Origin of the sequence: Ancylomarina sp. (assembly GCF_041555295.1) — a bacterium.
Lineage (GTDB): Bacteria > Bacteroidota > Bacteroidia > Bacteroidales > Marinifilaceae > Ancylomarina.
Map to the genome: position 1 here is coordinate 1 of NZ_JBFFKR010000023.1, position 26973 is coordinate 26973.

General features: G+C 33.3%; 23 protein-coding genes. 5 read left to right on the forward strand and 18 right to left on the reverse strand.

All coding sequences use genetic code 11. The features are described 5' to 3' along the window. Window positions 1-101 precede the first annotated feature (101 nt). The 4 genes from ABY905_RS03525 to ABY905_RS03540 all read right to left on the reverse strand — a co-directional run bounded on the left by ABY905_RS03525 (window position 102) and on the right by ABY905_RS03540 (window position 3136). Window positions 102-1046: an aldo/keto reductase gene (locus ABY905_RS03525; protein ID WP_372640566.1), complete on the reverse strand. Its 945-nt coding sequence runs from the start codon at window positions 1044-1046 to the stop codon at window positions 102-104. Between the two features lie 105 nt (window positions 1047-1151). Beyond that, complete coding sequence (locus ABY905_RS03530) at window positions 1152-1478, reverse strand: putative quinol monooxygenase (protein ID WP_372640568.1); 327 nt, start codon at window positions 1476-1478, stop codon at window positions 1152-1154. Between the two features lie 354 nt (window positions 1479-1832). Beyond that, window positions 1833-1964, reverse strand: coding sequence for a hypothetical protein (locus tag ABY905_RS03535; protein ID WP_372640570.1), 132 nt, complete (start codon window positions 1962-1964; stop codon window positions 1833-1835). Window positions 1965-2014: 50 nt separating this feature from the next. Then, window positions 2015-3136 carry an NADH:flavin oxidoreductase gene (locus tag ABY905_RS03540; RefSeq protein ID WP_372640573.1) on the reverse strand — a complete coding sequence of 374 codons (1122 nt, stop codon included), beginning with the start codon at window positions 3134-3136 and terminating at the stop codon, window positions 2015-2017. A 96-nt stretch (window positions 3137-3232) separates the two neighbouring features. Here ABY905_RS03540 and ABY905_RS03545 point away from each other — a divergent pair, with 96 nt between their 5' ends. Then, window positions 3233-4141: a LysR family transcriptional regulator gene (locus ABY905_RS03545; RefSeq protein WP_372640576.1), complete on the forward strand. Its 909-nt coding sequence runs from the start codon at window positions 3233-3235 to the stop codon at window positions 4139-4141. 139 nt (window positions 4142-4280) lie between these two features. Here the strand turns inward: ABY905_RS03545 and ABY905_RS03550 are convergent, their stop codons facing one another. From ABY905_RS03550 to ABY905_RS03570, 5 genes are all read right to left on the reverse strand, one after another. Then, window positions 4281-4553, reverse strand: a complete 273-nt coding sequence (locus tag ABY905_RS03550; protein WP_372640578.1) for a hypothetical protein — start codon at window positions 4551-4553, stop codon at window positions 4281-4283. Window positions 4554-4759: 206 nt separating this feature from the next. Continuing rightward, window positions 4760-4990, reverse strand: coding sequence for an AAA family ATPase (locus ABY905_RS03555; protein WP_372640621.1), 231 nt, complete (start codon window positions 4988-4990; stop codon window positions 4760-4762). 330 nt (window positions 4991-5320) lie between these two features. Then, window positions 5321-7090, reverse strand: a complete 1770-nt coding sequence (locus ABY905_RS03560; protein WP_372640580.1) for an alpha/beta fold hydrolase — start codon at window positions 7088-7090, stop codon at window positions 5321-5323. Between the two features lie 76 nt (window positions 7091-7166). Next, window positions 7167-7751 (reverse strand): Crp/Fnr family transcriptional regulator, encoded by a 585-nt coding sequence (locus ABY905_RS03565; RefSeq protein ID WP_372640583.1) that lies wholly within the window; start codon window positions 7749-7751, stop codon window positions 7167-7169. Between the two features lie 390 nt (window positions 7752-8141). Beyond that, the gene (locus ABY905_RS03570) at window positions 8142-9131 is read right to left on the reverse strand and encodes a hypothetical protein (protein ID WP_372640585.1); all 990 of its coding nucleotides are present in this window, start codon (window positions 9129-9131) and stop codon (window positions 8142-8144) included. Window positions 9132-10973: 1842 nt separating this feature from the next. On the opposite strand from ABY905_RS03570, the gene ABY905_RS03575 reads away from it, so the two are divergent. Further along, the gene (locus ABY905_RS03575; RefSeq protein ID WP_372640587.1) at window positions 10974-12644 is read left to right on the forward strand and encodes a SulP family inorganic anion transporter; all 1671 of its coding nucleotides are present in this window, start codon (window positions 10974-10976) and stop codon (window positions 12642-12644) included. A gap of 44 nt (window positions 12645-12688) precedes the next feature. Beyond that, a complete protein-coding gene (locus ABY905_RS03580; RefSeq protein ID WP_372640590.1) occupies window positions 12689-13369 on the forward strand; it encodes a carbonic anhydrase family protein in 681 nt (226 codons plus the stop codon). A 664-nt stretch (window positions 13370-14033) separates the two neighbouring features. Here the strand turns inward: ABY905_RS03580 and ABY905_RS03585 are convergent. The 9 genes from ABY905_RS03585 to ABY905_RS03625 form a co-directional block, all read right to left on the reverse strand. Continuing rightward, a complete protein-coding gene (locus ABY905_RS03585) occupies window positions 14034-14606 on the reverse strand; it encodes a hypothetical protein (RefSeq protein ID WP_372640593.1) in 573 nt (190 codons plus the stop codon). Window positions 14607-14735: 129 nt separating this feature from the next. Continuing rightward, on the reverse strand, window positions 14736-14957 hold the full coding sequence (locus ABY905_RS03590) for a hypothetical protein (RefSeq protein WP_372640596.1): 222 nt from the start codon (window positions 14955-14957) through the stop codon (window positions 14736-14738). Between the two features lie 139 nt (window positions 14958-15096). Then, window positions 15097-15459, reverse strand: coding sequence for a plasmid mobilization relaxosome protein MobC (gene mobC, locus ABY905_RS03595; protein WP_372640599.1), 363 nt, complete (start codon window positions 15457-15459; stop codon window positions 15097-15099). 652 nt (window positions 15460-16111) lie between these two features. Further along, window positions 16112-16363: a hypothetical protein gene (locus tag ABY905_RS03600; RefSeq protein WP_372640602.1), complete on the reverse strand. Its 252-nt coding sequence runs from the start codon at window positions 16361-16363 to the stop codon at window positions 16112-16114. 44 nt (window positions 16364-16407) lie between these two features. Continuing rightward, a complete protein-coding gene (locus ABY905_RS03605; protein WP_372640604.1) occupies window positions 16408-17157 on the reverse strand; it encodes a ParA family protein in 750 nt (249 codons plus the stop codon). Then, complete coding sequence (locus tag ABY905_RS03610; protein ID WP_372640607.1) at window positions 17145-19754, reverse strand: toprim domain-containing protein; 2610 nt, start codon at window positions 19752-19754, stop codon at window positions 17145-17147. Before ABY905_RS03610 ends, ABY905_RS03605 begins: the two co-directional genes overlap by 13 nt. Before the next feature lie 254 nt (window positions 19755-20008). Further along, on the reverse strand, window positions 20009-20332 hold the full coding sequence (locus ABY905_RS03615; protein ID WP_372640609.1) for a helix-turn-helix domain-containing protein: 324 nt from the start codon (window positions 20330-20332) through the stop codon (window positions 20009-20011). A gap of 240 nt (window positions 20333-20572) precedes the next feature. After that, window positions 20573-21358 carry a hypothetical protein gene (locus tag ABY905_RS03620; protein ID WP_372640611.1) on the reverse strand — a complete coding sequence of 262 codons (786 nt, stop codon included), beginning with the start codon at window positions 21356-21358 and terminating at the stop codon, window positions 20573-20575. 35 nt (window positions 21359-21393) lie between these two features. After that, the gene (locus tag ABY905_RS03625) at window positions 21394-22695 is read right to left on the reverse strand and encodes a tyrosine-type recombinase/integrase (RefSeq protein ID WP_372640613.1); all 1302 of its coding nucleotides are present in this window, start codon (window positions 22693-22695) and stop codon (window positions 21394-21396) included. A gap of 393 nt (window positions 22696-23088) precedes the next feature. On the opposite strand from ABY905_RS03625, the gene ABY905_RS03630 reads away from it, so the two are divergent. Both ABY905_RS03630 and ABY905_RS03635 read left to right on the forward strand, forming a co-directional pair. Then, window positions 23089-25965, forward strand: a complete 2877-nt coding sequence (locus ABY905_RS03630; RefSeq protein WP_372640616.1) for a PAS domain S-box protein — start codon at window positions 23089-23091, stop codon at window positions 25963-25965. A 303-nt stretch (window positions 25966-26268) separates the two neighbouring features. Beyond that, the coding region (locus ABY905_RS03635) for an MFS transporter (RefSeq protein ID WP_372640619.1) at window positions 26269-26973 on the forward strand (705 nt) is incomplete at its 3' end.

Sequence of the window (26973 nt, forward strand, 5' to 3'; positions counted from 1 at the left end):
ATTTGGTTCCTTTAGTATAAAGTAAATGAATACCCATAAGGCAAGCCTCCACGAATTCTATTGATTTAAGTTGTACAATAGCTTTTAAAATCATTTGACGATTACCATAGATTTGATTTGTTTATGGGGCCATTCTCGACTATCAAAAATGAACCATCAACATATCTTCTGCCTTTATTTAATCCATTTATTTCTCCCATTTCATCGTGAGATAGAACAATCTCTACCGATTCATAATTTTGTTTTAAGCGAACGGGATTAACGGATTTTGGGATAGCCACTATTCCTCTTTGGGTTAACCAGCCAAGCAATATCTGAGCATGAGAGATCCCTTTTCTTTTGGCCATGGAGTTAATCAATTCATCTTGCAAAAGCACTGGTTCGTCTTTCGCTTTCATGCCTACCGGACGGTCAGATGATCCAAGAGGTGCATAGGCTGTTACCATGATTCCATTTTTTTCACAAAAATCAACTAGTTCATTTTGTTGCAAATAGGGATGTATCTCTACCTGCATCATCTCAGGTTTGATGGTTGATGACAGCAGTAGTTCTTCCAGTTTGGCCACTTTAAAATTACATCCACCAATATGACGAGTCAATCCCTGATTAACTGCATCCTCCATTCCTTTCCATGTATCGGGGATGGGATATTCATTGATGGCAAAATCTTCTGGTTTCTCTGGTGCAAGGACAGTGGTTTTGAAAGCTACGGGCCAGTGTATTTCATACAGGTCCACATAATCCAACTGAAGATCAGCTAATGTTTGCTTTAAAGCAGGGATCACATTACTTCTACCATGCGCGTTACTCCATAACTTTGAAGTAATCCATAACTCCTCCCGGACAACAATATTCTCAGCAATAGATTCGCTTATTGCTTTTCCTACTTCTTTCTCATTGCCATAAATAGCAGCACAGTCGATGTGTCTGTACCCAATTTTAATGGCTTCCTTAACTGCAGCGTACACATCTCCAGGTGCTGATTTCCAGGTTCCCAAACCTAAAATTGGCATTTTGTCTCCATTCTTATATTCTAAATATTTCATCTGTTTATAATTTTATTTATATGTTTTTTTCTATGAATTTAAACATGCTTTTGTTTGAAAAAAAAACAGTTTACATTCTTATCAAGTTAATTTACTACGAATCAATTAAAAAAGTTTATCGTTTTCAAGAACAAATATTTTCCCGTCTGGCTTACACATTCCTTTCGTGTCTATTCCCCACTGCTTAAAATGAGCTGTCTCTTTATGAATTTCAAATGCCTGTGAATTTTCAAATACCTCATGAAATACGATACAGTCAAGTTCATTCACCGACCATGATGCCTCATAAATCAAATTCCCTTTTTCTGTTGTTTTAACCTTCTCCACCAAAATTTTTGTGATTCTTTCCACATCCTTCTTATATTCTGAGACAGCCTTAAAATAGGCCATAACAGTTAAACTTCCCTTGGGGTAATCTTGTAGGTTTTTCATTATTATTATTGATACACTTTAATTATTTATCCACCACCAAGTGGTAACTTTTTTACGATTAACCCAGATGTTCTTATTACTATATTTATTTATAATAATTGAACTTGGATTATAACATCACTTATATGCTCCTTGTGAATAGTTTAGTTCGTAGGAGTGAGAGTAGTTTTCGAATACTGTACCAAAAGGATCTTCAACGTAACACATACAATCAGGTTTTTCTCTAGGATAATATTCTCTAATCGGCATTCGTTGTTTACCAGCATCAACAATTTTCGTAACCAGTCCTTCTAAATCAGGGTCTTGGATAGAAAAATGAAATAATCCCGTTCTGAAAGGTTCGAAAGTAGGCTTTTATTCAAAACCAATTTTATCACCGGTTGAAAGATGGGGTATTTTTAATATTCCCCAATCTTCGCCAAAAACATCAATACACATTTGACCAATCGCGGTTTCATTCTCTTCCTTTACTAATGTTGGTTCCATGATAACATAAAACCCTAACACTTCAATCCATTCGTTGAACGGAAGTTTATCTATTTGGTGGAGTCATTGACTCTACCTTTTTCTTTAACGCTGCAACCAACGTCTTCTCCTTCGCGATAACAAGCATTACACGAAATGCAAAGTGGCTTATAATCAGGATTACCTTTCCACTTATTTACCAAATCCGGTTCGTAAAGTAGTGGTCGCGCAATGGAAAAGTACGCAATACTGGTGTCATTAAGGATAGCTTGCATCCTTCGGAAATCACGGTTTCCCCCAATTAATATCACAGGAATATTCACCGCTTCGGCAATTTGTTTGGTGGGCTCAAGATAATAAGACTGTAACTCAGGCTTGTTTATTTTAGTTCGTGCCGGTCTAATACCTTTCCCGGAAGTTTCATTTACGCCACTAATTTCTAACAGGTCTGCTCCTGCTTTTTCAAGTATTTTGGCAACTTCAACAGCTTCAGGAACTGTTAAGCCTTCGCCTTCGTCCATATAATCATCGTGGTTCATTTTTACCATAATGGTAAAATCCTCTCCTGTTGCCTTACGAATACTTTGAATGACATCGACAATAATCCGAGACCTATTTTCAATGTTGCCTCCATATTCATCAGAGCGGCGGTTACAAAATGGAGTTAAGAACTGGCTTAATAAATAGCCATGTGCACCGTGTATCTCAACGGAGTCGTAACCCGATTTCTGAGCTCTTATGGCAGCATTAGTAAACATTTTTATTAGATGCTGAATGTCTTCTTTGGACATCTCTTTGGGCGTAATTCCCGTTAAACGGTTTTTTACGGCTGAAGGACCAAATAATGTTGCATCCTGAAAGTCAGGATGATAGTTTTGCGAACCTCCATAAGCTAGCTGAATGGCTATAGGGGTTCCATTAGAATGAACAATATCAACCAATTTCTTATGCTCGTCAATAAACGAATCATCATAAATACCCATCATTCCCGGATTTGGTCTGTCGTCTGGGTCAATCATCGAATAACCCGTAATAATCAATCCAACACCACCTTTCGAAAGCTCTTCGTAAACCTTGAATAGCCTTGGTGTAATGCGCCCGTCTTTGTCAGCCATCTTCATCCACAAAGCCGCACGAATAATTCGATTATTCAATTCTAAATGCCTGATTTTTGTTTTCTCCATTACTAACATATGCACCCTTTTTTAGTATTCGATGCAAAAATACTCTAGATAGTTCTATTATAAAAATAAGTTAATTCATACCTTTGCATTATAATTATAATAGATATGGTAAATTTAGAATGGTATCGCACCTTTAAAGCGATTTACGAAAAAGGAACATTAACAGCAGCTGCCCAAGTTTTATTTATTTCTCAGCCTGGTGTAAGCTTGCATTTAAATTCGTTGGAAAGTTATACAGGAGCAAAACTTTTCGATAGAGTTTCAAAAAAAATGATTCCTACCGAACGTGGAAAAGTATTATATAATGGGCTTATTGAACCATTGTTAAAGTTAGAGGAGATAGAGAGGTACTTTCATAAAAGTACTGAGAATGATATTCCTACTATAAGTATTGGAATGTGCTTTGAAACGTTTCAGCACATTCTAGAAAGGCATCTTCATACACTAAATTTTAATGTGATAAGCAGTTTTTCTGATTATAAGAGTTCACTAATGAAGTTAGAGAAAGGAATTCTTGATGTTGTAATTACATCTCAAAAAACGGAAATTAAAGAGATTCAGTATATACCCGTTGGCAAAGAGGCTATTGTATTAATTGGCAGTAATGATATTGATAAAGATGCCTTTAATAAAACGATTAAAACGAAAAGTAAATCCGACATACTCACATTCATCAAAGAAAAAAAATGGTATGGTGCGTCAAGTGACAATGTGCATTTAAAGCGATTCTGGCAAACCAATTTTAATTCATTACCAGATTTTAGAGCCAACTACATTGTCCCCAATTTTAAATCGATAATAAACAGTCTTTGTGTTGGAAGCGGATTAGCCATTGTTCCTGATTTTCTTTGCAAAAGGGAATTTGAAGATGGAAAATTGCAATTGCTGTGGCAAGGGAACTTTCCAATTACCAATCAACTCTATTTTGCTTGCCGGAAGAATTCTATATATGAAAATCAATTGAATGAAATTATGAAAATATTTAAAAAAGAAATGGACTTAGACCCAAAATAAAGGATATAAACACCAGCATACACATTTTGTATAAGCAATGGCGGGGAAGTGCTAAATTTCAAGTTTTGCAACCCACTTAAACTTCATCTCAGTTTTACATGTAAGTTTTGTCTTTATGTATAGGCAAACCTTTTTCTGCCTAATTTGCAACTCCAGGATTCTCTATAAAGTATTCAATAGTTTTCGATAATTCAGGAACTACTTTTACAAGTTCTTTTACCTTTACAATATTTTCTGTTAATAATAAAGTTGGGTTAAGTTTTGACAATACTGGGAGCTTATCAGAATCTGATCCAGTTGCAATAGGTAGAAATCTGGCAACTTTTGTTGGCGAAAGTAAATACTTTTTATGGTCTGTTTTTATCGAATCAAATGTAGGCTTAATTTGAGTTCTAGTATAAGCATAAACCAATCGCAAGGTGTTTTTTATTTCACTAGACTTACTACATAAGCCATTTAGTATTTTGTTATTTAAATTTTTGACTTCTTTGTTTAGTGCTTTTTTTATTCCCTCAATTTCTGTTTACTTTTCTTCCTTTATGTTAATCTTTTTTCTGCTTCAATAGCGTCTTGACCTAAAAGTAGGACTTGAATGGTATCAAAACTTGAACCGTCCCATTATAAATTATCTTTTATAAAATCCGCATTGAAAGTTCTAACTAATCTATCATCAACGTTATGAATTTGTTCATTGTACTTTTGCCCGTTATAATTTTCAAGTTCAAATTCTGAAGAGTTGTAATCAGGATTTTTTTCAGTCTTTTCAGAATTCTGAAAAATCCTTGAAATTGTAGTTTTACCAGAATAATTCCAACCATATATAATATTCAAATTTGCAAAGTCTTGAATTTATCCCGCTCGTCTATAATTCTGAAAACTCCATTTTTTTTCATGCAGCGGATTCTTTTTATCATAATTTAATTTCAAGTGTTAATCTAACTGTGCGTTGGCGAAAAATAGCTCTTTTTGTTTTTCAGCGTTTGGCTGTGTGTCGGCAAAAACAAAATGTACTATTTGTGCGATCGGCTTTTTTAGCATGGCATACAACTTGTTTGAATATGGCAAGTTGCGGGTTTTAAACCGAAATTTTCCACTCTTTATTAATTAGTTTAAATGTAATTAAAATTTCCAATTACAAGAATTAAGCAATTTGCTATATGCAGGTGTTACCTGCTGGCTTTATTTCACCATCATAAACGGTTCTATTTGAAAAACATCAGCTTTTAAAATTTTCGCAAATCGTTCGTTCGGATTATCAACCACGTACCAAATGTGTCTTGTTTTTGCTTTTACTTGATTATTCTCTTTTGTAATACCTTTCCAATCAAACTCCACGGTAACTTCATATTCATTTTCCATAATGGTTTTAACCGAGAATTTTTCAGGATAATGACTACTTTCTTTCAGTTGCATCGGTTTCCCATTCAGCCAAGTTTCTAACTCTTGAATCGATTGAATTCGACTGTTTGTTGAGAAATTCAGTATAAAGTCATCTGTCAATAATTCTTTAAAAGGTTCTACATTTCCATCTAAACTTTCCATACAAGCCAACCAATAATGCATCAATGATTTTGTTCTATTTTCGGGATAGGCATCTTTTAAAATGTCGTTAGTTTCGCCAGTCGGTAGTATTTCAATAAATGAAAATTGTGGCAAAGCATCTCTGTTTTTTAATAATTCTGTATTATAATGAATAGTATAGCTCATTTTTTCTCCATTAGGACGTATGTTTTGATACCTTATTTCGGCTTCTAATTCAACCCCTTTTTCTGTAGAAACTATGTTTATATTTTCTACGTGATGTGCGTTTTTCCATCCTTTATAAGCCGTAAGTCTTTCGGGATAGTTGTGTTTTCCATTTATTTCTCCTGCCGATGTTTTCAAATAAATATCATCTGCTAGAATTTCCATTTGGTTATTAATGCGTTTAGCATTCATTTCTCTTTCGTACAGTTGATACCATCGGTACAATTGAACTTTGGCTAGATGTTGCTCCCTGGTTGTTGGTATAGATGTTGTCATTTTCTTATTTTTTAAAAAATCGTTAATACTTGTTGCTACTACATTCGGCACTTCTAATTGCGGTGAATGTGAGGCATTTTCTATAACTTCTATTTTTGATATTGGAATATCTCGGTTAAAACGTTCTGCGACATTAAATTTTACAACCTCATCATGCTTGCCCCAAAGAATTAATGTAGGTGTTTTAATCTCATTTATTTTATCTTTTAAATCAAAATACTCGCCTTTTTTTATTTGTGGTATAACAGTGTTATTTAAAAAATCACGACTATTATTTATTTGAGATATATACATTTTTTTTATTGGACCTGGCATATCTGGGACTTTATAAAAAACACGAGAAAGGACTTTGTTTAAATCGTCTTCATTTTGTAAGACACTACCAAATCCGGTGTATACAATATGTTCATCTAGTTTTAAGCCTGGTGCATTTATAAGTATGAGCTTTTTTACATCTTCAGGATATGCAATCGTATAAGCAGCAGAAATGTGTCCTCCCATTGAGTTTCCTGCTAAATGAAACTTTTTAACTCCTAAACTGACTAAAAATTTATTTACAAATTCTACTTGACCTTTAATACTTAAATCAATTGATGCTTCTTTACTGTTTTCCCCAGAAGCTAGAAGGTCTGGAAGAATTAAGTAATAATTATCTGTCAAAAATTTAGCGGATTGTACAAAACTGTTTTTATCATCTCCAAGACCGTGAAGCAATACCAAGGTGTCTTTTGCTAAAGTGTTATCATTAGTGTAAAAATGGGTTTTGTAACCATTTACAACAATAGTTTTTGATTTTAAATTAGCAGAGTTTGCGTTTTGTAAATAAGTTAAATCCACCAGTTTTTGAGGAAAAAAGAAATAAATAATTCCAATTCCGAGTATAAAAAGGACAATAATGCCTCCGACTATTTTTAATATTTTTTTCATAATAGTATGTCTGTTTAATTATTATGCAAATATCGGACGGTTAATTTGACTTTGGATTGCCATTTGACAACAAATACTATTCTTCAGTAATTTGTTTACGAATTCTACTCAAAGAAAATTTTGTAATACCTAAAAAAGAAGCTATATGAATTAGTGGGACTCTTTGAATAATGGTAGGGTATTTTTCTAAAAAATCAAGATATGAAGTTTTAGCATTCTGATTTATTAATTTTCGTTGAAAGTTAGTTTTTGCTAATAAATTTTTATTGGTGATAGCTTGTATTATACTATTCCAATTAGTTATATTTTCAGAATACAACGCCCATACTTCCCTAGAAATTATGATAACAGAACAATCTGTTTCAGCAATGATTGTTCCAGAACTAGGAATGTATTCATTAAAGCTATTGATATTGGTTACAAAATCATTCTCTGACAAAAATAAAGAGGTGATTTCGTTTCCTTCTTTATCGTAAAAAAAATAGCGAAACACACCTGATAATATAAAACCTACCTGATTTACATTTTTACCAGCCTCAACAAAAATGTCACCCATTTTAAACCCTTTGATGACTGAATGTTCAGAAATAAGTGAAATATCGTTATTCGATAAATCACCAAATTTTTTGAGGTAGTCTATTAATTCATATATTTCTGTCATTGTGGTAAATAATTGAATGTTTTTTGAGCTTGCAGGTAACGGCAGTCTGTCTAAAAACTCATCAAACTGCTGAATTAAGTTTTAAATATAGCGGTTTTAAGGATACATAAAAACTGAAAATGCTTTTATTTTGAAATAGAATTGAGGTTCTTATCCGGGCCAATTTCAACTTTGACGGCACCCTTAACTCAGGAAAATAAGATAATTGCTGTAGAACCCATTCCATAGGGGTTTTCAGACCAATAATATTGATTAAGCGGCGCAGGTTGTAGGCAGTCATTATTAAATCCACATCGGCCCTTGCCCTTGCCATGCCTTTTTTGTCATAATGTAATCGAAGCCCCATTGTCGTTTTATGGTTCCGTAGGGATGTTCGACTATGGCCTGCCGTCATTTGTAATAAGTTTGATTCTGATCTACGCGTTGTTTGTTTATCTCAATGAGATCCTGGTATTGGCTGCGTTGTATTGCCTTTCCACAGGCCGCCTTGCTGCATTGATCTTTTACACTGCAGTTTGCACAGGCTTTGGTGGTGTAGCGTTTAAACTGGTAGGTTCTGGCCTGGTGCCATCTTCCGTTAGTTCTTAGTTGTTGGTTTTGCGGACAGGTATAATAATCTTCCTGCTTGTTGTATCCGAAATTTTCTACATTATATTCTGGATTCGGTGCTTGTGCTGCCACTCTGGGTATGGCTACTATGGTTTCAATACCCAAACGATCCGCGACAGCAAATTCGGAACAGGTATGATAACCTTTATCGTATAGTGCAGTCAACTGATTGCTTCGTAAAATCGTTTTTGCACGCTGCAGCATATTGCCCATGGCTTTGCTGTCGTTGGTATTTGTTACTTTGTAATCGATGGGGATGTTGTTTTCTGAATCAACTGTGGTTTGTATGTTATAAGCGACTTCGGTAATGTTATTACGGATTGTTAGCTGACGGCTGTCAGGATCGGAAGTAGAGATTTGAGACTGACCTGTTTGCTTGATTTGCTTCTCTGTATTTTGATACTCCTTTTTCCGATCAGTTTGTTTGCTGATTTCTTCTTCGATGATCTTTTTTTTATCTCCGTCACTTTCTGCCAATGCCTTTTCATACTCCGAAAGCTTGTTCTCAATATAAGCTAAATGACGGTCAATCTTTTTTTGATTGAAGTTGTTCTTTTTGCTGTTCTGTGCTCTTAGTTTGGTACTGTCACCGGCCAGAAATTTTCCGCCAATCAGGTTAAAGTATTTGGCCGGTTGAACAGTTTGCCGGAATACTTTTTTTATTGCTTTGGGGTTGTCCCTTCTAAAGTTGGAGATGGTATTGAGGTCAGGGCTTAAGCACCTGAGCAAGCACAACGAAACAAGGGAAAACACCAATTCTGGTGCGTTCACTCGTCCATCTCTCCTGCTCTTTAAATTGGTCGTTTTTTCTGCAGAGAAACTTCAGTAACGCAATATTTTTCTATAATATTTTCTAACAGTAAAGTTAGATAAATAGCTCTATTCAGCAAGCTATCTGTTCTTATATTTAATCTTTCTATGACTCCATATATACCAGCATGACCATATCAACCATACTGTACGTAAAGGGAATGTTGTATGGCTTGTATGGTAGCACCATACTTACAATATTATATGGCAACACAATACACTTTCAATCCACTGAAAGACAGCCTCATTGCGACTCAAACCATCGAGTAATATTATATTTATTTTCTTTTTTGGCAAACTTGACAAGTTTATGAAGAACATAATCTTCTCATTTTTTTTAACTTGCAATTTCAAAATAAACAATAAGATATTATAGTTAGCTGAAAATAACGGGAACAGTAACTAGAAAAGTATAAAAGAAACCCAATGGGATTTGGCCAATAAATTGAGGATGCCTCCATTGTCATTTTATTTAGAATAATTGAAACAGAAAAAATATTTTCAACCACATAAGTCGTTAATAAACAGAGATTAAATTCTTTTTGCATGGGTTCTATTGGAGCTACTGAAATATTGATAATCAAGCGATTGTCAGTGTATTTTATTTTAAAACTGTCTTAGTTCTATTCTGAACAAGCAAATTCTTCGAAAAAACATTACTTCTTTAGATAACAATTTAGTTATAACTAGTTAACGGCTTAAATATGCCAAATCCTTACAATTTATAGATCATTCTGAAAGTCCTTTAGGATTTGGGAAACCCGCTTAATTTACATTTCATTATCCAGCTACCAATTTATTTTACATTCCGTTTTCTTTTATTGGAATATTACGCACTTTAGAAACTTGCATGATACAATACGAGGAAATTGAAGATGTGTAATTGTCTGGCAATTATATTTGTAATCGAGCCAAGTGATAATTTAGACTTCTGGCAATTGAGATCTGAATCACTAAAATATTAATTGGCTTTTTTATTTATCCTACTAAACGGATAAGCGATCTAGTTAAGATCGGGATACAAACTATAAACACCCCTAAAATCCCCTTTATAACAGCTCTATTGTAGGTTGTATTCTCTGTAAGGGCTTATTTTACTTAGAAAATAGAGATGTCCACCAAATAGATTTGTTTCGCTTACAAAAAGATCGTTTCAGTAGGATAAACGATCGGGATAGGAGCTAGATAAATACCCCTTAAACTCCCTTTATAATGGCTCAATTGTAGGTTGTATTCTCTGTAAGGGCTTATTTTACTTAGAAAATAGAGATGTCCACCAAATAGATTTGTTTCGCTCACAAAAAGATCGTTTCAGTAGGATAAACGATCGGGATAGGAGCTAGATAAATACCCCTTAAACTCCCTTTATAATGGCTCTATTTATGGGCTTTATTCTTTGTTAGTGCTTATTTTTCTAGCGAAATGAAAATTTCTACCAAATTGATTTGTTTTGCTATTAAAAAGATCGTTTAAGTAGGATAAACGAGCGAGATAGGATCGGGATAACGACATATTTAAGGTATGATTTGTTTGTATTGAAAAGATGACGAATTCTTACAGTTTAACGTTGGATTTCATTTCTCAAATCAGATGAGTCAAAAATATTTTTATTTTGTGATTAAAAAACTAATTGCTTAATAAATAGTTAAGCAGTAAGACATATCAAAATGCTTTTATTAAATTTATAATAGAATTTCAAAAAAAATGAATATAACAAAGAGAAGATAGAACAGCAATTCTGAGAACAAAATGTATTTTAAATTGTTTATTCTTGTGTTACTCAGCTTATAATTCTAAAGAGATATGACAAAAAAAATATATGATTTTAAAAACCTAAAGGGCGACCTTTCAGGAGGACTTGTTGCAGGTATAGTAGCATTGCCTTTGGCACTTGCATTTGGTGTGCAATCTGGCATGGGTGCCATTGCAGGACTTTATGGAGCAATTGCTGTTGGTGTTTTAGCTGCAGCTTTTGGCGGTACCCAAACGCAGGCCAGTGGCCCTACCGGTCCAATGACAGTGGTTTCAGCCACATTTATTGCAATAGCAATTAGCTTAACTGGAAGTCTTGAAAATGCGATGGGCATAATCGTTGCAACTTTTATACTTGGTGGCCTGTTTCAAATATTTTTTGGATTTATAAATATTGGTAGTTATATTAAATATTTCCCTTATCCGGTAATCTCAGGATTCATGAGCGGCGTAGGGCTTATTATTATTTTATTACAAATATATCCGTTCGCAGGAATATCATCACCGTCATCCACTTTTGGCGTTGTAAAAGAAATTCCGCGTTTATTGTCAGAAATTAATTTAGCTGCAATTGGGATTGGAGGGATTACGGTATTAATTTTCTATTTATTCCCAAAAATCACTAAGGGCATTCCCAGTGCGCTTGTTGCGCTTATAACAGCATCTCTTGTTACTTATTTTTTTAAATTAAATGTTCCACTTATTGGTGAGATACCTTCCGGTTTACCATCTCTAAAAATAGATGGGTTATTCAATATTGATCCCAAAGCTTATGTGATAATTTTAGAATACGCACTCATATTAGCAGTATTGGGATCAATCGATTCTTTATTAACATCTGTCATTGCGGATAATATTACAAAAACTAAACACAACAGTAATCGTGAATTGATTGGTCAGGGCATCGGTAATGCAGTAGCTGGTTTGATTGGTGGAATACCAGGAGCAGGTGCAACTAAGGGAACTGTTGTAAATATTAATTCTGGAGGAAAGACTCGTCTTTCAGGAATAATTCATGGATTATTTCTGCTGATAGTACTTCTTGGAGCAGGTAAGTTAGCTGCCTTTATTCCTATACCTGTTTTAGCTGGAATACTTATTCCTGTGGGCTTCAATATTATTGATGTGAAAGGACTAAAGCATTTATTGCATGTTCCCAGAGCAGATGCAATTGTGCTGCTTATCGTTTTGTTAATTACAACTTTCGGGAGTCTTATTTATGCCGTAGCTATTGGAATTATTTTAGCTTCAGTTCTCTTTATGAAACGTTCGGGCGATATTGCAGAGAAAGGCACAACAGGTTCTTCTTTGGCTGATTTAAAAGGAGAGCAACCATGGGATGATGAACAAAGTTTATTCAAAGAATTCAAAAATGCTATATATGTCAAGCACCTATATGGACCTTTGTTTTTTGGATTTACTTCACATTTTCTTAAACTTTTTAAAAATATTGATGAAAAAATAAAAGTCCTGGTTATTCGGATGGACCGTGTTCCCTATATTGATCAAACAGGTTTGTATGCCATGGAAGAAATACTTTTTGATTTAAACAAGAAAGGATTACGTGTAATGATAATTGGATTACAAAATCAACCTGCTGATATGCTTCGGTCAATAGACATAGTACCAAATTTAGTTCCTGAAAAACAGCTTTTTGACAATATGGATAGCGGTATATCCTGGTTAAAAAAAGAACTCAGCAAAGACAAGCTTGACAAATAGTAACGGTGTTGTTTTAAAAGAATAGAAATTTTAAAAGAGATCATATGGAAGCTAATAAGAATGGATTAAATACGGAAAAAGAAAACACAGATCATGTAGTAAAAACAGTAATTAGTGCTGAGGAACGTGCTAAATTAACACCTGATCAAATACTACAAGAGTTTCTGGATGGAAATGAGCGTTTTAGAAATAACAACTTAACTCAGAGGGATCACTCTGAGCTAATACGTAAATCTGCCTTTGGCCAATATCCCAAAGCAGTAGTTTTAAGTTGTCTTGATAGCCGGGTGCCGGTTGAAGACGTTTTTGACCAGGGTATTGGAGATATTTTTGTTGGCCGTGTTGCCGGCAATTTTGTAAACGAAGATTTATTAGGTAGTTTGGAATTTGCCTGTAAAGTTGCTGGTGCAAAATTAATTATAATAATGGGGCATCAACATTGTGGGGCAATTATTGGCGCTATAGACAATGTTAAATTAGGAAACCTAACGACAACGCTTTCAAAGATAAAACCTGCAATAAAAATGAGCCAAAACTACAGCGGTAATATGACTTCAAAAAATGAAGAATTTGTAAAGCTTGTATCTGAGAATAATGTAAGACATGCAATTTCAACAATCCGTTCAAAAAGCCCTATTTTAAAAGAAATGGAAGAAAATAGAGAGATAAAAATAGTAGGATTATTTTACACTTTAACAAAAGGTGAGCTGTTATTTGTTGACTGAAAATGACATCCAATACGCGGCATAAAGCACTGACCACTACATAGTTGTTTAATCATTCTGCCACACATAAAATTCGGAGTAGCTGGACAGGAAAGTAGCCCGTAATCCCCAACGATTTCATACCGCCAGCCGTTAGACTGTCTAAAAAGTAAAACTTGAAAGTAATTTATCTAGATTAATTAGAGAGATTGTCGTAAAACCCAATATTCAATGAATATTTATAAGGGGGACAAATAAGGGTATACTCATCTAAGGAATACCATTCAAAACACTGATTAAGATATGTTTGCTAGTTTAAATTGGGTACTGTTGGGACTACGACCTAAAGGTATATTTTATAAAACAGAAACCACACCGATACTTTTATCAGTGTGCCTTTTTGTTTTGTGCTTATATTATTTTGATTCTTAAACAATTTTTCAACCTACTTTATCTGTGAAAAACGGGTACTGAGCCATTCTATCGGCTTGCTGTTCCTTGGTGACTTTAATGTATCTCATAAATGAGCTTTCTGTGGTGTGGCTGCTAATTGCCGTTATATCAATAACAGGAACACCATACTATATGGCAAAACCATAAGTACCATACTTGCCATATTACCCTTACAAAATGAAAATAACAAAAGCCAAACACTTAGGTTTGGCTTTTAATCCTTCTTAGGTATTTATCTAATGGGGAAATTCATAAATATTGGATTCTTGTATTCACCTAGTACATATTCCAGATGATCTTTTAGACTTTCATCAATTAAAGAAAAGTTGAATTCACAAGAGAAACAACAAATAGTATCCGTTAGAAATTCGTGACACCATTCCATTAGCTCTTTCTTATCTTCCTGATAAAAAAGCCTTGCCATTTCCCGACCAATTTTATGATCATACTGTTTCATTGTATCCGATACATCTTCTTCAACAGATTCTAACAGTTTATTGTAATATTTCTCATCGTTAATCAAACGAAAGCAAAATGCTGTTTTATCAGAATCTTTCAATTCCTTTAGGTAAATCTTTGTTAACTGAGTTAGTTCTTCAAAATAATGATTCTGTGATTGACCATCTTGAAAAGCTAGAGTTTGAAATTCCTCTCTTACGGTATAGTATTTTTCGTCGTCATCATCTTCTTTTTCTTCAAGATTGATTGCCTTCCGAAGTAGATCAACTACAAGCAGATTTCCATAATCGACTAGAGCTCTATAAACATCTTTAGTGATATACATTTCATTAGATAATTCAATCATTGGTTTATGTTTTAATGTTTTGTCAAAAAATATTTTCACCATAGTTGCCATAACATATGGTAAGTCTGTTAGTGGTGGGGCATATGATATTTACATTGATTAAGAGAATTTTAATTGTTTTCAGAATAGTTAGTCATCCTTAGGATAATTATACTTTTCTTTTATCTCATCAAAAGAAGTGTACTTTTCTTTTATCTCATCAAAAGAAGTGTACTTTTCCTTTATCTCTTCAGGGTTTAAGTTTTTAAATTCATCTAATGTGTCACCAACACTAATACAACCTGGTATATCATCTGAATAAGATGAAAAACCTGTTTCTGTTTCTTCTAACTTTACTATTATTACTTCCATGTCATTATGTTGATTCAAAAAGTGCTCCTATTTGAGCATGAAAAATCACCTATATGAATTATTTAGTTCTTTAAGATTGGCTAGTATTTCTGACAATTTTAAAATTATCTCATATCCATTTATTCCAGATTAAAGCTAATTAAAATTCAATATTCAAAGACAATTCTTTAAATTCTGTAAAAACCGCATGATCTCTTTCAGTCAATCTTGGTGCGTTATCCATATTCAAACGATGTGCTATTTGATTAATATTTGTCCCAACCTTAGCTAAAGCATAGATCTGTTCTTCTCGAGTTTTATCTCGGTATGTAATTTGATATTTTCCCTCCAATAATACCTCACGTATAAATGGAGATCTTTCTTTATGACTGGATCCAGTAAACATTTTATTAAACCGTTCCATTTCTTCGTCATTCAAATACAATAATATTTTGTTAGCTTTTCGATTCTTTGATTGAGCTACTTTTGTACGACCATTTTTATTTAAACTATTACTTGTCATATCATTTATTTTTAATGTAAATATTAACGGAACGGAGATATTTCAACCAATTATCAATTGGTTTTTCTCGACAACGAATCGAGAAAACAATGCGAAATTACGGAGCAAATTAGGTTTAGGGCTAGCCCTAAACACACCTTGCTTATTCAAAATTGAACCCTTTGTTAGTTTTCTCCTTTTCCCTTTTTTTATCAGATCATTATTCCTGCCTACTCTACTCTTCCTTTTCTACTTTCTTGACACCTTTTTTATATTCCGGCACTTTTTTCTTCTTCTTTTTCTTCTTTAGCTTTTACTTCCTTCCATTTCCTCTTACCTTTTTATTGTTTATTATCTCATGAAGGAGGAATTGTTCCTCCTTCATGTTCTTCTGAATTTTAAGACCTAATTCTTCATCTTAAAAAAGAATCTGATAAAGAAAAACCAATGTAAACCATAACTACCTATTAATCTAATCATTAAAAAATCATGTAAACCAATGTAAACCTAGAAAACAACTCTTAAACAACTAAATATCAACACTTATCTATCATCCATACTATAAAGGTTTACAGGTTTACAATGAAATTCCAATTTCCCCTAAGTCAATTTAAAAACAGAGCAAAAAAAGAATCTACAACAGAGTAGATCCATTTTTGCATTTCAGGCTGTTTTAAGGCTTTAATTTTTGAGCCTCATTCAAATCCTTATATGATTGTACATATGCCTCCAATGCTTCTCCAATAACCTTCTTAATTGGTTTTCTATCGTAAAAGGCGATTGCTTTAATTTTAGCTAGTTGTTCCGAATTATAATCATAGGTCGCCTTAACAGATATTATTTTTTCTTTATCAGATTCTTTTTTTTCGGATATGCTAGACTGTAACAAACTATCGATTCCTGCTTTAAAATTCTTTTTTGCCATAGTTTATGGGTTAAATGGGAATTATGGTCTCAATTAGAAAAAAATTAAGATTGCTTACTTAAAAATTCCTCACACAGTTTTAAATAATCTTCAGCGCCATTACTATTTGGGGAATATCGAAAAATATCCATGCCTGTCGAGGGTGCTTCAGCAAGTGATATATTTTCTCTAATGGTAGAGTCGTATAGCCTCCCTTTAAAATGTTTTTTTAAAGCTTTCTGCACATCACGATGCAAGATCTTACGATGGCTAAACTGGGTAATAAGCACCCCTTCTAGCTTTAATTTGGGATTAATTCTAGATTTAACTTTTTTGGCAACACCAGCCAAACCACTTAAGCCCTGAATGCTTAAATGGTGAGGAAGTACAGGTATTATGAACGTATCGCAAGCTGAAAGCGCATTTAAAGCAATTAAACCGATGGAAGGGGAACAATCTATTATAATAAAGTCGTAATTGTCCTTAATTGATGCTATCAACTCCTTAAGCAAATATTCCCGACCAGGTTCATTAGTCATTTCGTGTTCTAACACGTTCAAGTCTATGCTAGATGGGACGATATCTAAATTATTCATCACCTTTATTGGTGAGATCTCAGACTCTCCTTTTAAAGCTTGATATATATTGTTGTCATAATCTTCTACCCCTAGCGATTCAGATGCATTAGCCTGCGGATCCAGATCTACAAGCAGTACTTTCTTTCCTTTTAAACTTAATGCTGCTGCCAAGGAACAGGTGGTGGTAGTTTTTCCAACACCCCCTTTTTGGTTAATTATTGATATTACTTTAGCCATAATTCTTCTTCTAAGGGTAATAATTTAAAATCAAATAGATATGCACTCCCAAAATCTTTAATCGTATGAGAGTCGATTCTACCTTTCTGCCAGGTTTTTACAAATGACTTTTGATCCTTTAGTAAGGCAAGCAATGTATTAAGATCCAATTCTGATTGATTTTGAGATAAACAAAACCTTCTGTATGAAGGATAAATTAAACTAAAACGTATGCCTAGTAAATTCTTCCCATCATGTTTAACTATGCGATAATGTTGCTTATTTATAGTCAAATCAGATTTAAGAAATTCAATTGCATTCCAAAACTGATTTACCTCACTAATTCGTTGGATTGACTCATTTTGCTCCCTTGCATTTTCAAGTAAACAATCATATAGTTCATCATAGCTCATTGGAAACTCCAACCTAGAACTCATCACTTTATATATCGCAAGCAATAATGTAACATGTTTCACATTTCTTTCAGAATAATTAGTAGTCGAAGGGTTTTGATATTTCAATTCATGATAGACAATATCAAATTGCTCCTTAAACTCCTTTACAAAATGAGATCTATGCTTTAATATTTCCAGTATTACATTACCATATCCTGCTTTAGCTTCCTCTTTTAATTTTTTAAAAGCTTTTGTCTCTTCATCTGAAAATGAATGACTCGAAAAGTTTAAGATTATCATTCTACTAAATAAGGCTGAAGATTGTGTAGGAAGATAGTTGCCATCTAACATCATCGCAGAATTAACCTGAGTATCATGAGTTTTATTATCTTGGGTTGTCTGAGCACGAGAATACCCAATTCCATCATAAGCAGTCTTTAAAAAACCAATAATTTTGGATTCAATCTTACTATCGAGTTCTTTGAGATACAAGAGAGAATTTCTTTGCTGATCTGCACTCCTTGCCACAGATTTAGAGGTTGATCCTGCTTCTAAAGACAAACCCTTATTCCCAGATCCAAACAAGCTTAAAAACAGTTCCGAAAATGAAGTTTTACCTACGCCATAATCACCAAACAAAAATAAAAATGGATAAAATCCAATTTCTTTGAATATGATATCCCGAAACAAAGCTCCTATTACAAAGCACATCCCTACTGCAGCCTTATCATGGTATGCTTTATAAACCAGATTTGACCATTCCTTGAATTTTATCTTCCCAGGTGAAAATTTGAATTTCCGTTCCTTATCAAACCAAGGAGAATATTTATTTATTACACTAAAAGCAGGTATATAGAGAGATTTTCCATTTGCTTTTACTACCCCAAATCGATCTACTTTCCGAAAATTCCCATTGTGAATTACTCCATTACTAAATGCATACAGGTTAAATTCTGTTTGGTATCCTAATACTCCTACATTATGAGCTGTATCTTCTTTTTCTCTCAATTCCTCTAAGATAATATCCAGTTCATTTTGAGTACCTAAAAAAGAAAATCCCCCAACCGATGCAATACTTGATTTAAAACTCTTAACATTCAAACTTTTGGATGATATTGTTAGTAATTTAGATTTACCTGATCTACTTTGAAGAAAGAAAATTCGAATTGCATCATCCGATCCATCAGGTAAAAAAAAGAAGATTGTCATTATAAAATTGGAAATCCGTCTTTCTCGAACCTTACCCTTATACTGATCCTCGACGTAGTAACAACTATCTCTTTTAAAAAAGCCAAACTTACCTATGTCTTCCCTTTCATCTTTCGAATCAGGAATATATTCAGGATACAGTTGTTTATAATTTTCTTTGGATTTTAAGAAGGAAGACAATTCCCCATCCATTAAGAGGTCATTAATATCCTTTTTTTCGGGAAGTTTAAGCCTATGAACAGATATTACAGAAATATCCCAGTCTAAAATATTTTGAAACAATACTTCTGTAGCCTCATTTCCTCCTTTGTCATTATCTAAAGCAATAACAACTTTCTTATCTTGGATATAATTCTCTATTACAGCTTTAGATATTCTATTACTGGCACTAAAGATGGCTATACTTGAATAAGTAGGAAATAAGGATAAGGTATTAATAACTCCTTCCGTAATAAAAACAGTATCCTTGGTATCTAGGAAGCATTTTGTATATAAAGCATTTTCTAAAACCCCTTTGTTGCAGTAATTCTCTCGTCCATGCTTTAGTTCGATAAATCTCTTATTAATCAAGATCTTACTGGAATCAATAAAAACGACACTATCTGCTTTATTGTCTAAGGAAAAATTCTGATAGAATGCATTTGGAGGTAATTTATCACAATCAATTCCTCTACCTTCAAGATATTTTCTCGCCCGATCTGTTGGATTGCTTTTGATAGCATACAACTGCTTTTCAAATGGACTTCTAAGGTTTACTTTATTGTGATCCTTATACTGGTATTCCGGAAATAAATTACTAATCAGATATTTAATAACTTCCGGCATTTCTAATTCTAGTTTCTCTTGAGAAATATTAAAGCAATCCATTGCTTTATCGGTAGTTGCAAAATTATTCAACCAATATTTCCCCTTGTGTAATTTTAATGATGTCGAAGCGGTATTCTCTTCATGAGTTTTAAATTTTTTCTTAAGGCTTGCTTGTGGATAAAAATGCTCTATTATTTTTAATTGCATTTCGGGGTTCTGATTTATCCTATCTATTAGGTTATCAGACCCATTTTCATTATTTTTGTACATGTGTTTTAGGTGTGTTGTCTAATGCATGAAATTATTATAGGTGGATGGCGATCCACCTTTTTTTATTTTCTAAGTTTCTTTTTCGATTCTTCCTTAAGAATTCGATATTGAGGTCTGAAAGGGATTTAATGAGTCCTTATAATATTATCTCCGTCTAGTAAGACAAAATATCTATTATCGAATCTGAAATATTATTTTGACAATCCTTCATCAATTTCCATCTCTATTTCAGCATTTGTTTTTCTCAAAAACTTCTTTAAAAATTGATCTAGATCCTCGGCAAAGAATCTCCAAGATTTTCCAATTTTATAGCCTCTAATTTCATTTTTTCCTAAGTAGTATCGGAATGTAGCAACAGACATTCTTATATAAGCTGCAGCTTCATTCAACACTAATACTTTCTTCGATGGAATTGGCACTGTAGATTTTTGTTCATTTAATAATGCATTGTTAATAGCAACTTCAATAGTCTTCTTAAGATCTTCGGGTGAAATAACGACAAGTTGTTTATTCATTAAAAATTCTCCTTTTTTTGATGAAACAAAAAAATCCTCGGCTCCAATAATCTGGAACCGAGGATCAAATAATATCTTCAATTAAATTAATATCTAACTTGATAGAATCAGTTAATAAAATTCCTTTAGGGAACACTATCTCGTTTCTACTAGTTAGTATGTTTTTATTAATCATTGTGTATAGTTATAGATACCATGCAATGGTAATTAACTACAACACAATAATTATAAATTAGAGACTTATTTAATATTTAAGAAAGTCTCTAAACCCATAAATTCAACAGGCTTATTCCACTCTTTTTCATACAAGACAGCATCCATCTTTGCCCTTTCTCTAGCTTCATCAAAAAGAAACGGAGAAATTCTCTCTAAATACTTACCGAAATCTCTATTAAAACGCCATTCTTTTTTTTTCATATCCTCAAAACACCTATGTAGATATCTGGCATCCTTAATATTATGCTTCTTTGCTATACACTTATCATTTTGACCAATTTCAATATCATTGTAGTAATAATATAAAGCAATTTCTTTATAGTGATAATTATCATATCTTAAGTACTCATTAACTAACATACTAACTTCATCATCTGTCAAAGAGTTTATTAATATTCTATTATTAACAATTGATGAATTTTCTGTATCATCAAAAACTGACCTTATTGATAGAATATACTTAGAATTCTCTTTTAGTTTTTCCAATAATGGAATAAGCCTATTTTTATGGTGAAACCACAATTCACACATAAGATTTTCTAAAAGGTCATCACCCTGTGTTTCATACCCTTCAGACATACTCTTATATTCACAATAAACTTTATTAATTAATTCCATTAATGATTCATCCTTCAAAATCAAGTTAGAATTCTCACATATGAATCGATGAACCGATTCTAGTTTATGTTCTAGTTCTGAAATTTTGATAGCTAATATTTTTCCACGAAAATTTAGATATGATTCAACATCAATATTATCTACACTCCCAATTTCTTTTGCTGCCTCATAAATTTCAATATGCGATTTCAACTTCGCCTTTATAAAACTCTTATACAGTATCATATTTAATCGAAATTTAAAAGTTTATTAGCATTCCTGACACTCTCTTCCTCATTCAGACTATCAATATATTTACCAATTACTTTCAGGCTAGAATGCCCTACATTTTCGGTAATAGTATGTATATCAACTCCAGCTCTTAAAGAAGCTGTAACGTATGAATGTCGAGCATAATAAGTTGTTATTTTAGCTTCAATGTTGAGTTTTCCACCAAGCTTTCCCATATACTTATTTACCTGCTTAATAAACTGTTGGACTTTACGTTTTATTTCTTCCTCATTGGGTTTACCATCCAATACAGGAAAAATAAATTCATCAAGATCTCGAGGAAACCTACCCCACCTCTCTATGATCTCTTTATTCATTTCAATTAGAGCAATTGAAATTGGTTTGGCTGATCGATTTGTGTTTTTTGTCTTTTCACGGCTAAAACGAATACGATTACCATCAATATCTTTATACTTTAATAAGCAAAGATCTTTCATATTGATGCCATTCCCGAGGTATGAGAAAACCCACATATCACGATAATAATGTTCTGGAGATTCTAATTCAGGAACATAAATTATGATCTTTCTCAAATCATCTAGGCTTAAAGCTTTTTTGGTATTGTTACCTTCAGGTGCTTGATACTTCCCTCTTTTCACATCTCCAAAGGGGTTTTTATCATTACCAATCACTCCATCAGCTATAGCATCATTAAAAATTTTCTTTAAGGGACGACAATAAATGCCAACTGTAGTTTTACTTTGCCCATTATCAATCATCCATTTCTCATATTGTCTAAGAAAAGTTGGAGTAATAACTTCAAATGAAATTGAATTCTTTCCATGGAATTCCTTCAACTTCTTCATTGAGTAAGTATAATTCTGAGCAGTCCCTAAGCGTTCTTCAGATTTGAGAAGCTCAATATATCTTTCGTAATAAGGATAGACACTTTTTGTCTCTGAACGCTTTCTCGTAAATCGGTCTTTAAATTCGACAAAAGAAAACTCTTCCATTTCATTAATGACTGAATAAGCCCTTTTTAGATAATGGTAGACCACAACTCTTTTTTCCTTAAGTTCTGCACTTAATCTATTCCCAAATAACTTTAAATACTCATCTTTGGTAACTGAGACCTTAGTCGAATGGTATTTATATATTCTTTCGTGAATAATCCTTATTTTTATAGAACAGGAGCCATCCTTCCGTTGTTTATCAGTATCAAGAACAGCTACCAAAGAAACTCCTTTTTCACTTCTCAGAGTTTCTTCGTTAATTTCAGGGTGATATATCCAGGGTAAACTAATCTTCTTTATTTCCATTTCGCAAACAAATTCGCAAACATCTAATATTCACAACTAGATATTCTATGATATTAACTGTATGTAAACATACACAAAATGGGACTTAACTGCAATAACTATACGTAATTAGCAATAACTAGATATAAAACCCTTTTGACTGGCAGTCAAAAGGTCAGCGGTTCGATTTCGCTATTCTCCACCCACAATATCAAGCAGTTACGGCATTTTGCGGTAACTGCTTTTTTTGTATGTCGGAAGGATATGCGCAATAAACCTAATTATCAATTGAGAATATATAGTTCCATATAAACATAACACACCTCTTATTAAACCATATACAATAGATATTAAAACTTAACTTGCTGATTAGAATAGAATTTCGTATTTTTCATACTCATAATCTATTCTAACATGCACCTACAAAAAATTAATTCTGGCAGATCTCTTTCGATTTATTTGTCTGCTATTATCCTATTCCTGATAGTTCTTTCCTGCCAAAAATCTAATGAACACTTCATAACTCATGATGAACGCATATGGCTTGATAAGAATGAAGGTAAAATTGAAATATTATTTGGATATCAAGAACCACCTATTGCATTTCACAATGAGAATGGTGACTATGTTGGTTTATTGATTGATTACCAAAAGGAAATAGAGAGTTCTTTAGGCTATGAATTTAAATTTAAAAACTTTGACACCTGGGAAGAACTGATAACTTATTCTCAAACAGCACATAACTATATAATTGTTGGTTGTGCGAGTACAAACAAAAGAGCTGAATATCTCTCATTTACAAATTCAATTGTAAAAATTCCTTATGTTATAATCAGCCAAAAAAATAGCAATATCACGTCAATGAGTTCGTTAAAGGATAAAAACATTTGTACTGTCTCTAATTATGCCGTTAATGACTACATCGCTCAGTATTATCCCAACATTACCCCTATTAGCTTTAAGAATCATATAGAATGTATAAGGGCAGTTTCTACTGGAAATTGCGATGCTATGGTTGTTAGTCAGATGACAGTAACGCATATTATTGACACGGAACTTATTAGCAATCTTAAAATTTCTGATGGAAGTGGGTATATGAATCGATTAGCCGTAGCTACATCCAAAGATGATCCAACTCTTTTTAAAATTATAGATAAAGCAATTGATAATATTCCTCTTAATCGACAAAAGGAGTTTCGTCAAAAATGGATACACTCTAGACCAAGTCAATTCTCGAAAAAAACATGGTTAACGATTATTACGATTCTGTCCATTTTTATTTTATCCTTTATTATTCTATGGCTATGGCTTATCGGTCTTAAGAAACAAGTTGCCAAGCAAACACATCAAATTAGAGAAAATGAAGAAAACTTACGCATCACACTAAATTCTATTGGTGATGCTCTAATTGTAACCGATGTACAAGGCAAAATTACACGAATGAATCCTGTTGCTCAAAAGTTAACAGGATGGAATTTCAAAGAAGCCAAAGGTCAATCTCTTGAAGGCGTTTTCAAAATCATCAATTCTAAAACAAGAGAAACAGTGGAAGATCCGGTTAAAAAGGTTCTTAACAGTGGTCAAATTATTGGCTTAGCAAATCATACCGTACTAATCTCTAAAGACGGTAGAGAAAACCAAATAGCTGATTCTGGGGCACCAATTAAAGATGAGACAGGAAATATCTCAGGAGTTGTCCTTGTATTCAGAGATGTTACAGAAGAATATCGAATGCAAACCTCTCTGGAAGAAAGTGAAGCAAAATATAGATCCTTAATTGAGAATTCAAATGATGCCATATTCTTATTATATGAAAACCACTTTGAATTAATCAATAAACGGTTTGAAGAAATTATGGGTTACACTTCCCTAGAAATGGAAAAGGTTAACCTCCACGATCTGATTGCTCCTGAGAGCCTTGAAATGATGAACATCAGATTTCAAGAAAATGATAAGAGTAAACTTGCTCCAAAATTTGAATTTATTTGCAGATCAAAATCTGGAAAAAAGATACCAATTGAAGTATCGGCCAGCTTTATACCTTATAAGGATGGCATTGCCAATCAAGGTATTATTCGTGATATTTCTCAGAATAAGAAACACGAAAATGAACTAATTAAAGCCAAAGAAATTGCTGAAGAAAGCGATAGGCTCAAGTCTGTATTTTTAGCAACTATGTCTCATGAGCTTAGAACACCTTTAAATGCCGTGATTGGGTTTTCTGATTTGATACAGTCAGATTTACCATTGGAAGATATTCTACATTTTAGCAAAATTATTAACATGAGTGGGAAACACCTACTTGGCGTTATTGAAGACGTGTTTGACATTTCATTAATTGAAACTGGAGACATTAAGATTGAAAATGAACCTCTTAGCATAACGACACTATTAAATGAAGTTCATGAGTTTATAAAAAATGAACAGATATTACAGAATAAAGAACATGTAGATCTTATTCTAAATAATTCCCTGGAAAATCAAGACACCATTCTTTTTTCAGATCAAAAAAGGATCAAACAGAATCTTATTAATCTGCTTAAAAATGCACTGAAATTTACGAAAGAGGGTCGTATCACATTTGGGTGTAACTTACATAAAGACAACCAACAAAAATTCATTCAATTTTTTGTGAAAGATACAGGCATTGGAATTCCTCAAAACATGCAACAGCTAATATTTGAAGTTTTCCGTCAGGCTGATGACTCACATACGCGGATTTACGGTGGTTCTGGTCTTGGCTTAACCATTTGCAAAAAATTAACCAATTTAATGGGAGGTGACATCTTGGTGGAGTCAAAAGAAGGTGAAGGCGCCAATTTTTATTTTACAATCCCATTTTCAGATAATACTAATGCCTATTGGGACTCAACAAGCATTGCTCCTGTCTTAAACTTTAACAACAAAACGGTTCTTATTGCTGAAGATGATGAAACTTCTTTTTCATTTCTTGAAGCACTTCTTAACACTAAAGGCATGAAATGCGTTAGAGCAAATAATGGAGAGGAAGCAGTTGAATATTGTCAAGGAAATAATAAAATTGATTTACTTCTCATGGATATTAATATGCCTAAGATGAATGGTTATATTGCTACTGAGAAAATCAAAAAAATTCGCCCTGAGATTCCAATTATCGCTCAAACAGCCTTTGCTATTGAAGGCGATAAAGAGAAAATATTAGCTGCTGGATGTGACTACTATATCTCTAAACCAATTAATAGGGATGATTTATTTGACAAGATACTTTTAAGCTTTGAAAGTGATCAATCCAAAACAGAAGCCTATCCTTGAATGTAGAATCATTACAAATATCATATTAAGGGCTATTTCTATTTTTTTTTATTAGTTTTGGTGCCGTATGTTACAATAAGATAGTCAATAGAATATTTGGCTTTTGTATTGTATATATATGGATCATATATAATCCGATCATTCTACTCTACAACCAAAATCCCATTTTCAGATCTCATCTGCCTTCCTGCGGATGATTACTGAGTACCGTTTAAAGTCATCGATTAAAATCATTCCTCATCAGGAAGAATTTTACTGGTTACAATCTGAACATATTAAAATCTAATTATACTTAAACTCGCTATGGGAATTAAAAATCGTCTCGTACTAATGAACTTCCTTCAGTTTTTTATCTGGGGAGCTTGGTTGATAACAATTGCGAACTATTGGTTTGGTAACAAAGGCTGGTCGCCACAAGAATTCGGAGCTGTTTTCTCAACATTGGGGATCTCCTCATTATTTATGCCGACTCTTACCGGAATTATAGCCGACAGATGGATTAATGCTGAAAAACTTTATGGAATACTTCATCTTCTGGGAGGTCTCGCCTTATTGTATCTGCCTCAGGTAGACAACTCAACAATGTTTATTAGTGTTATCCTGATTGCTATGATTTGTTATATGCCAACAATTGCATTAATGAACTCCATATCTTACACTATTCTAAAAAATAATAGCTACGATGTGATCAAGGTATTCCCTCCCATTCGGGTTTGGGGAACCATAGGATTCATTGCAGCAATGTGGCTAACTAACTTAACGGGTTCAAAAGCATCAGCGAACCAGTTTTATATCGCAGCAGCAGCATCATTCATTTTGGCAGCCTATTCATTTACGATGCCACAATGCAAGCCTCAAAATAAAGGGTCAAAAGGTGCGCCACTTATCGAAACTCTAGGTTTGAACGCATTTAAATTGTTCAAAAACTATAAGATGGCTCTATTCTTCATTTTCTCTATGTTTCTTGGAGCCGCTTTGCAGCTAACTAATATGTATGGTGACAGATTC

What these genes read in the sequence shown, in the direction of transcription:
- ABY905_RS03525 (WP_372640566.1), bottom strand. Translation starts at nt 1,046, where the DNA reads ATGAAATATTTAGAATATAAGAATGGAGACAAAATGCCAATTTTAGGT.
- ABY905_RS03530 (WP_372640568.1), bottom strand. Translation starts at nt 1,478, where the DNA reads ATGAAAAACCTACAAGATTACCCCAAGGGAAGTTTAACTGTTATGGCC.
- ABY905_RS03535 (WP_372640570.1), bottom strand. Translation starts at nt 1,964, where the DNA reads ATGGAACCAACATTAGTAAAGGAAGAGAATGAAACCGCGATTGGTCAA.
- ABY905_RS03540 (WP_372640573.1), bottom strand. Translation starts at nt 3,136, where the DNA reads ATGTTAGTAATGGAGAAAACAAAAATCAGGCATTTAGAATTGAATAAT.
- ABY905_RS03545 (WP_372640576.1), top strand. Translation starts at nt 3,233, where the DNA reads ATGGTAAATTTAGAATGGTATCGCACCTTTAAAGCGATTTACGAAAAA.
- ABY905_RS03560 (WP_372640580.1), bottom strand. Translation starts at nt 7,090, where the DNA reads ATGAAAAAAATATTAAAAATAGTCGGAGGCATTATTGTCCTTTTTATA.
- ABY905_RS03565 (WP_372640583.1), bottom strand. Translation starts at nt 7,751, where the DNA reads ATGACAGAAATATATGAATTAATAGACTACCTCAAAAAATTTGGTGAT.
- ABY905_RS03575 (WP_372640587.1), top strand. Translation starts at nt 10,974, where the DNA reads ATGACAAAAAAAATATATGATTTTAAAAACCTAAAGGGCGACCTTTCA.
- ABY905_RS03580 (WP_372640590.1), top strand. Translation starts at nt 12,689, where the DNA reads ATGGAAGCTAATAAGAATGGATTAAATACGGAAAAAGAAAACACAGAT.
- ABY905_RS03585 (WP_372640593.1), bottom strand. Translation starts at nt 14,606, where the DNA reads ATGATTGAATTATCTAATGAAATGTATATCACTAAAGATGTTTATAGA.
- ABY905_RS03590 (WP_372640596.1), bottom strand. Translation starts at nt 14,957, where the DNA reads ATGGAAGTAATAATAGTAAAGTTAGAAGAAACAGAAACAGGTTTTTCA.
- mobC (WP_372640599.1), bottom strand. Translation starts at nt 15,459, where the DNA reads ATGACAAGTAATAGTTTAAATAAAAATGGTCGTACAAAAGTAGCTCAA.
- ABY905_RS03600 (WP_372640602.1), bottom strand. Translation starts at nt 16,363, where the DNA reads ATGGCAAAAAAGAATTTTAAAGCAGGAATCGATAGTTTGTTACAGTCT.
- ABY905_RS03605 (WP_372640604.1), bottom strand. Translation starts at nt 17,157, where the DNA reads ATGGCTAAAGTAATATCAATAATTAACCAAAAAGGGGGTGTTGGAAAA.
- ABY905_RS03610 (WP_372640607.1), bottom strand. Translation starts at nt 19,754, where the DNA reads ATGCAATTAAAAATAATAGAGCATTTTTATCCACAAGCAAGCCTTAAG.
- ABY905_RS03615 (WP_372640609.1), bottom strand. Translation starts at nt 20,332, where the DNA reads ATGAATAAACAACTTGTCGTTATTTCACCCGAAGATCTTAAGAAGACT.
- ABY905_RS03625 (WP_372640613.1), bottom strand. Translation starts at nt 22,695, where the DNA reads ATGGAAATAAAGAAGATTAGTTTACCCTGGATATATCACCCTGAAATT.
- ABY905_RS03630 (WP_372640616.1), top strand. Translation starts at nt 23,089, where the DNA reads ATGCACCTACAAAAAATTAATTCTGGCAGATCTCTTTCGATTTATTTG.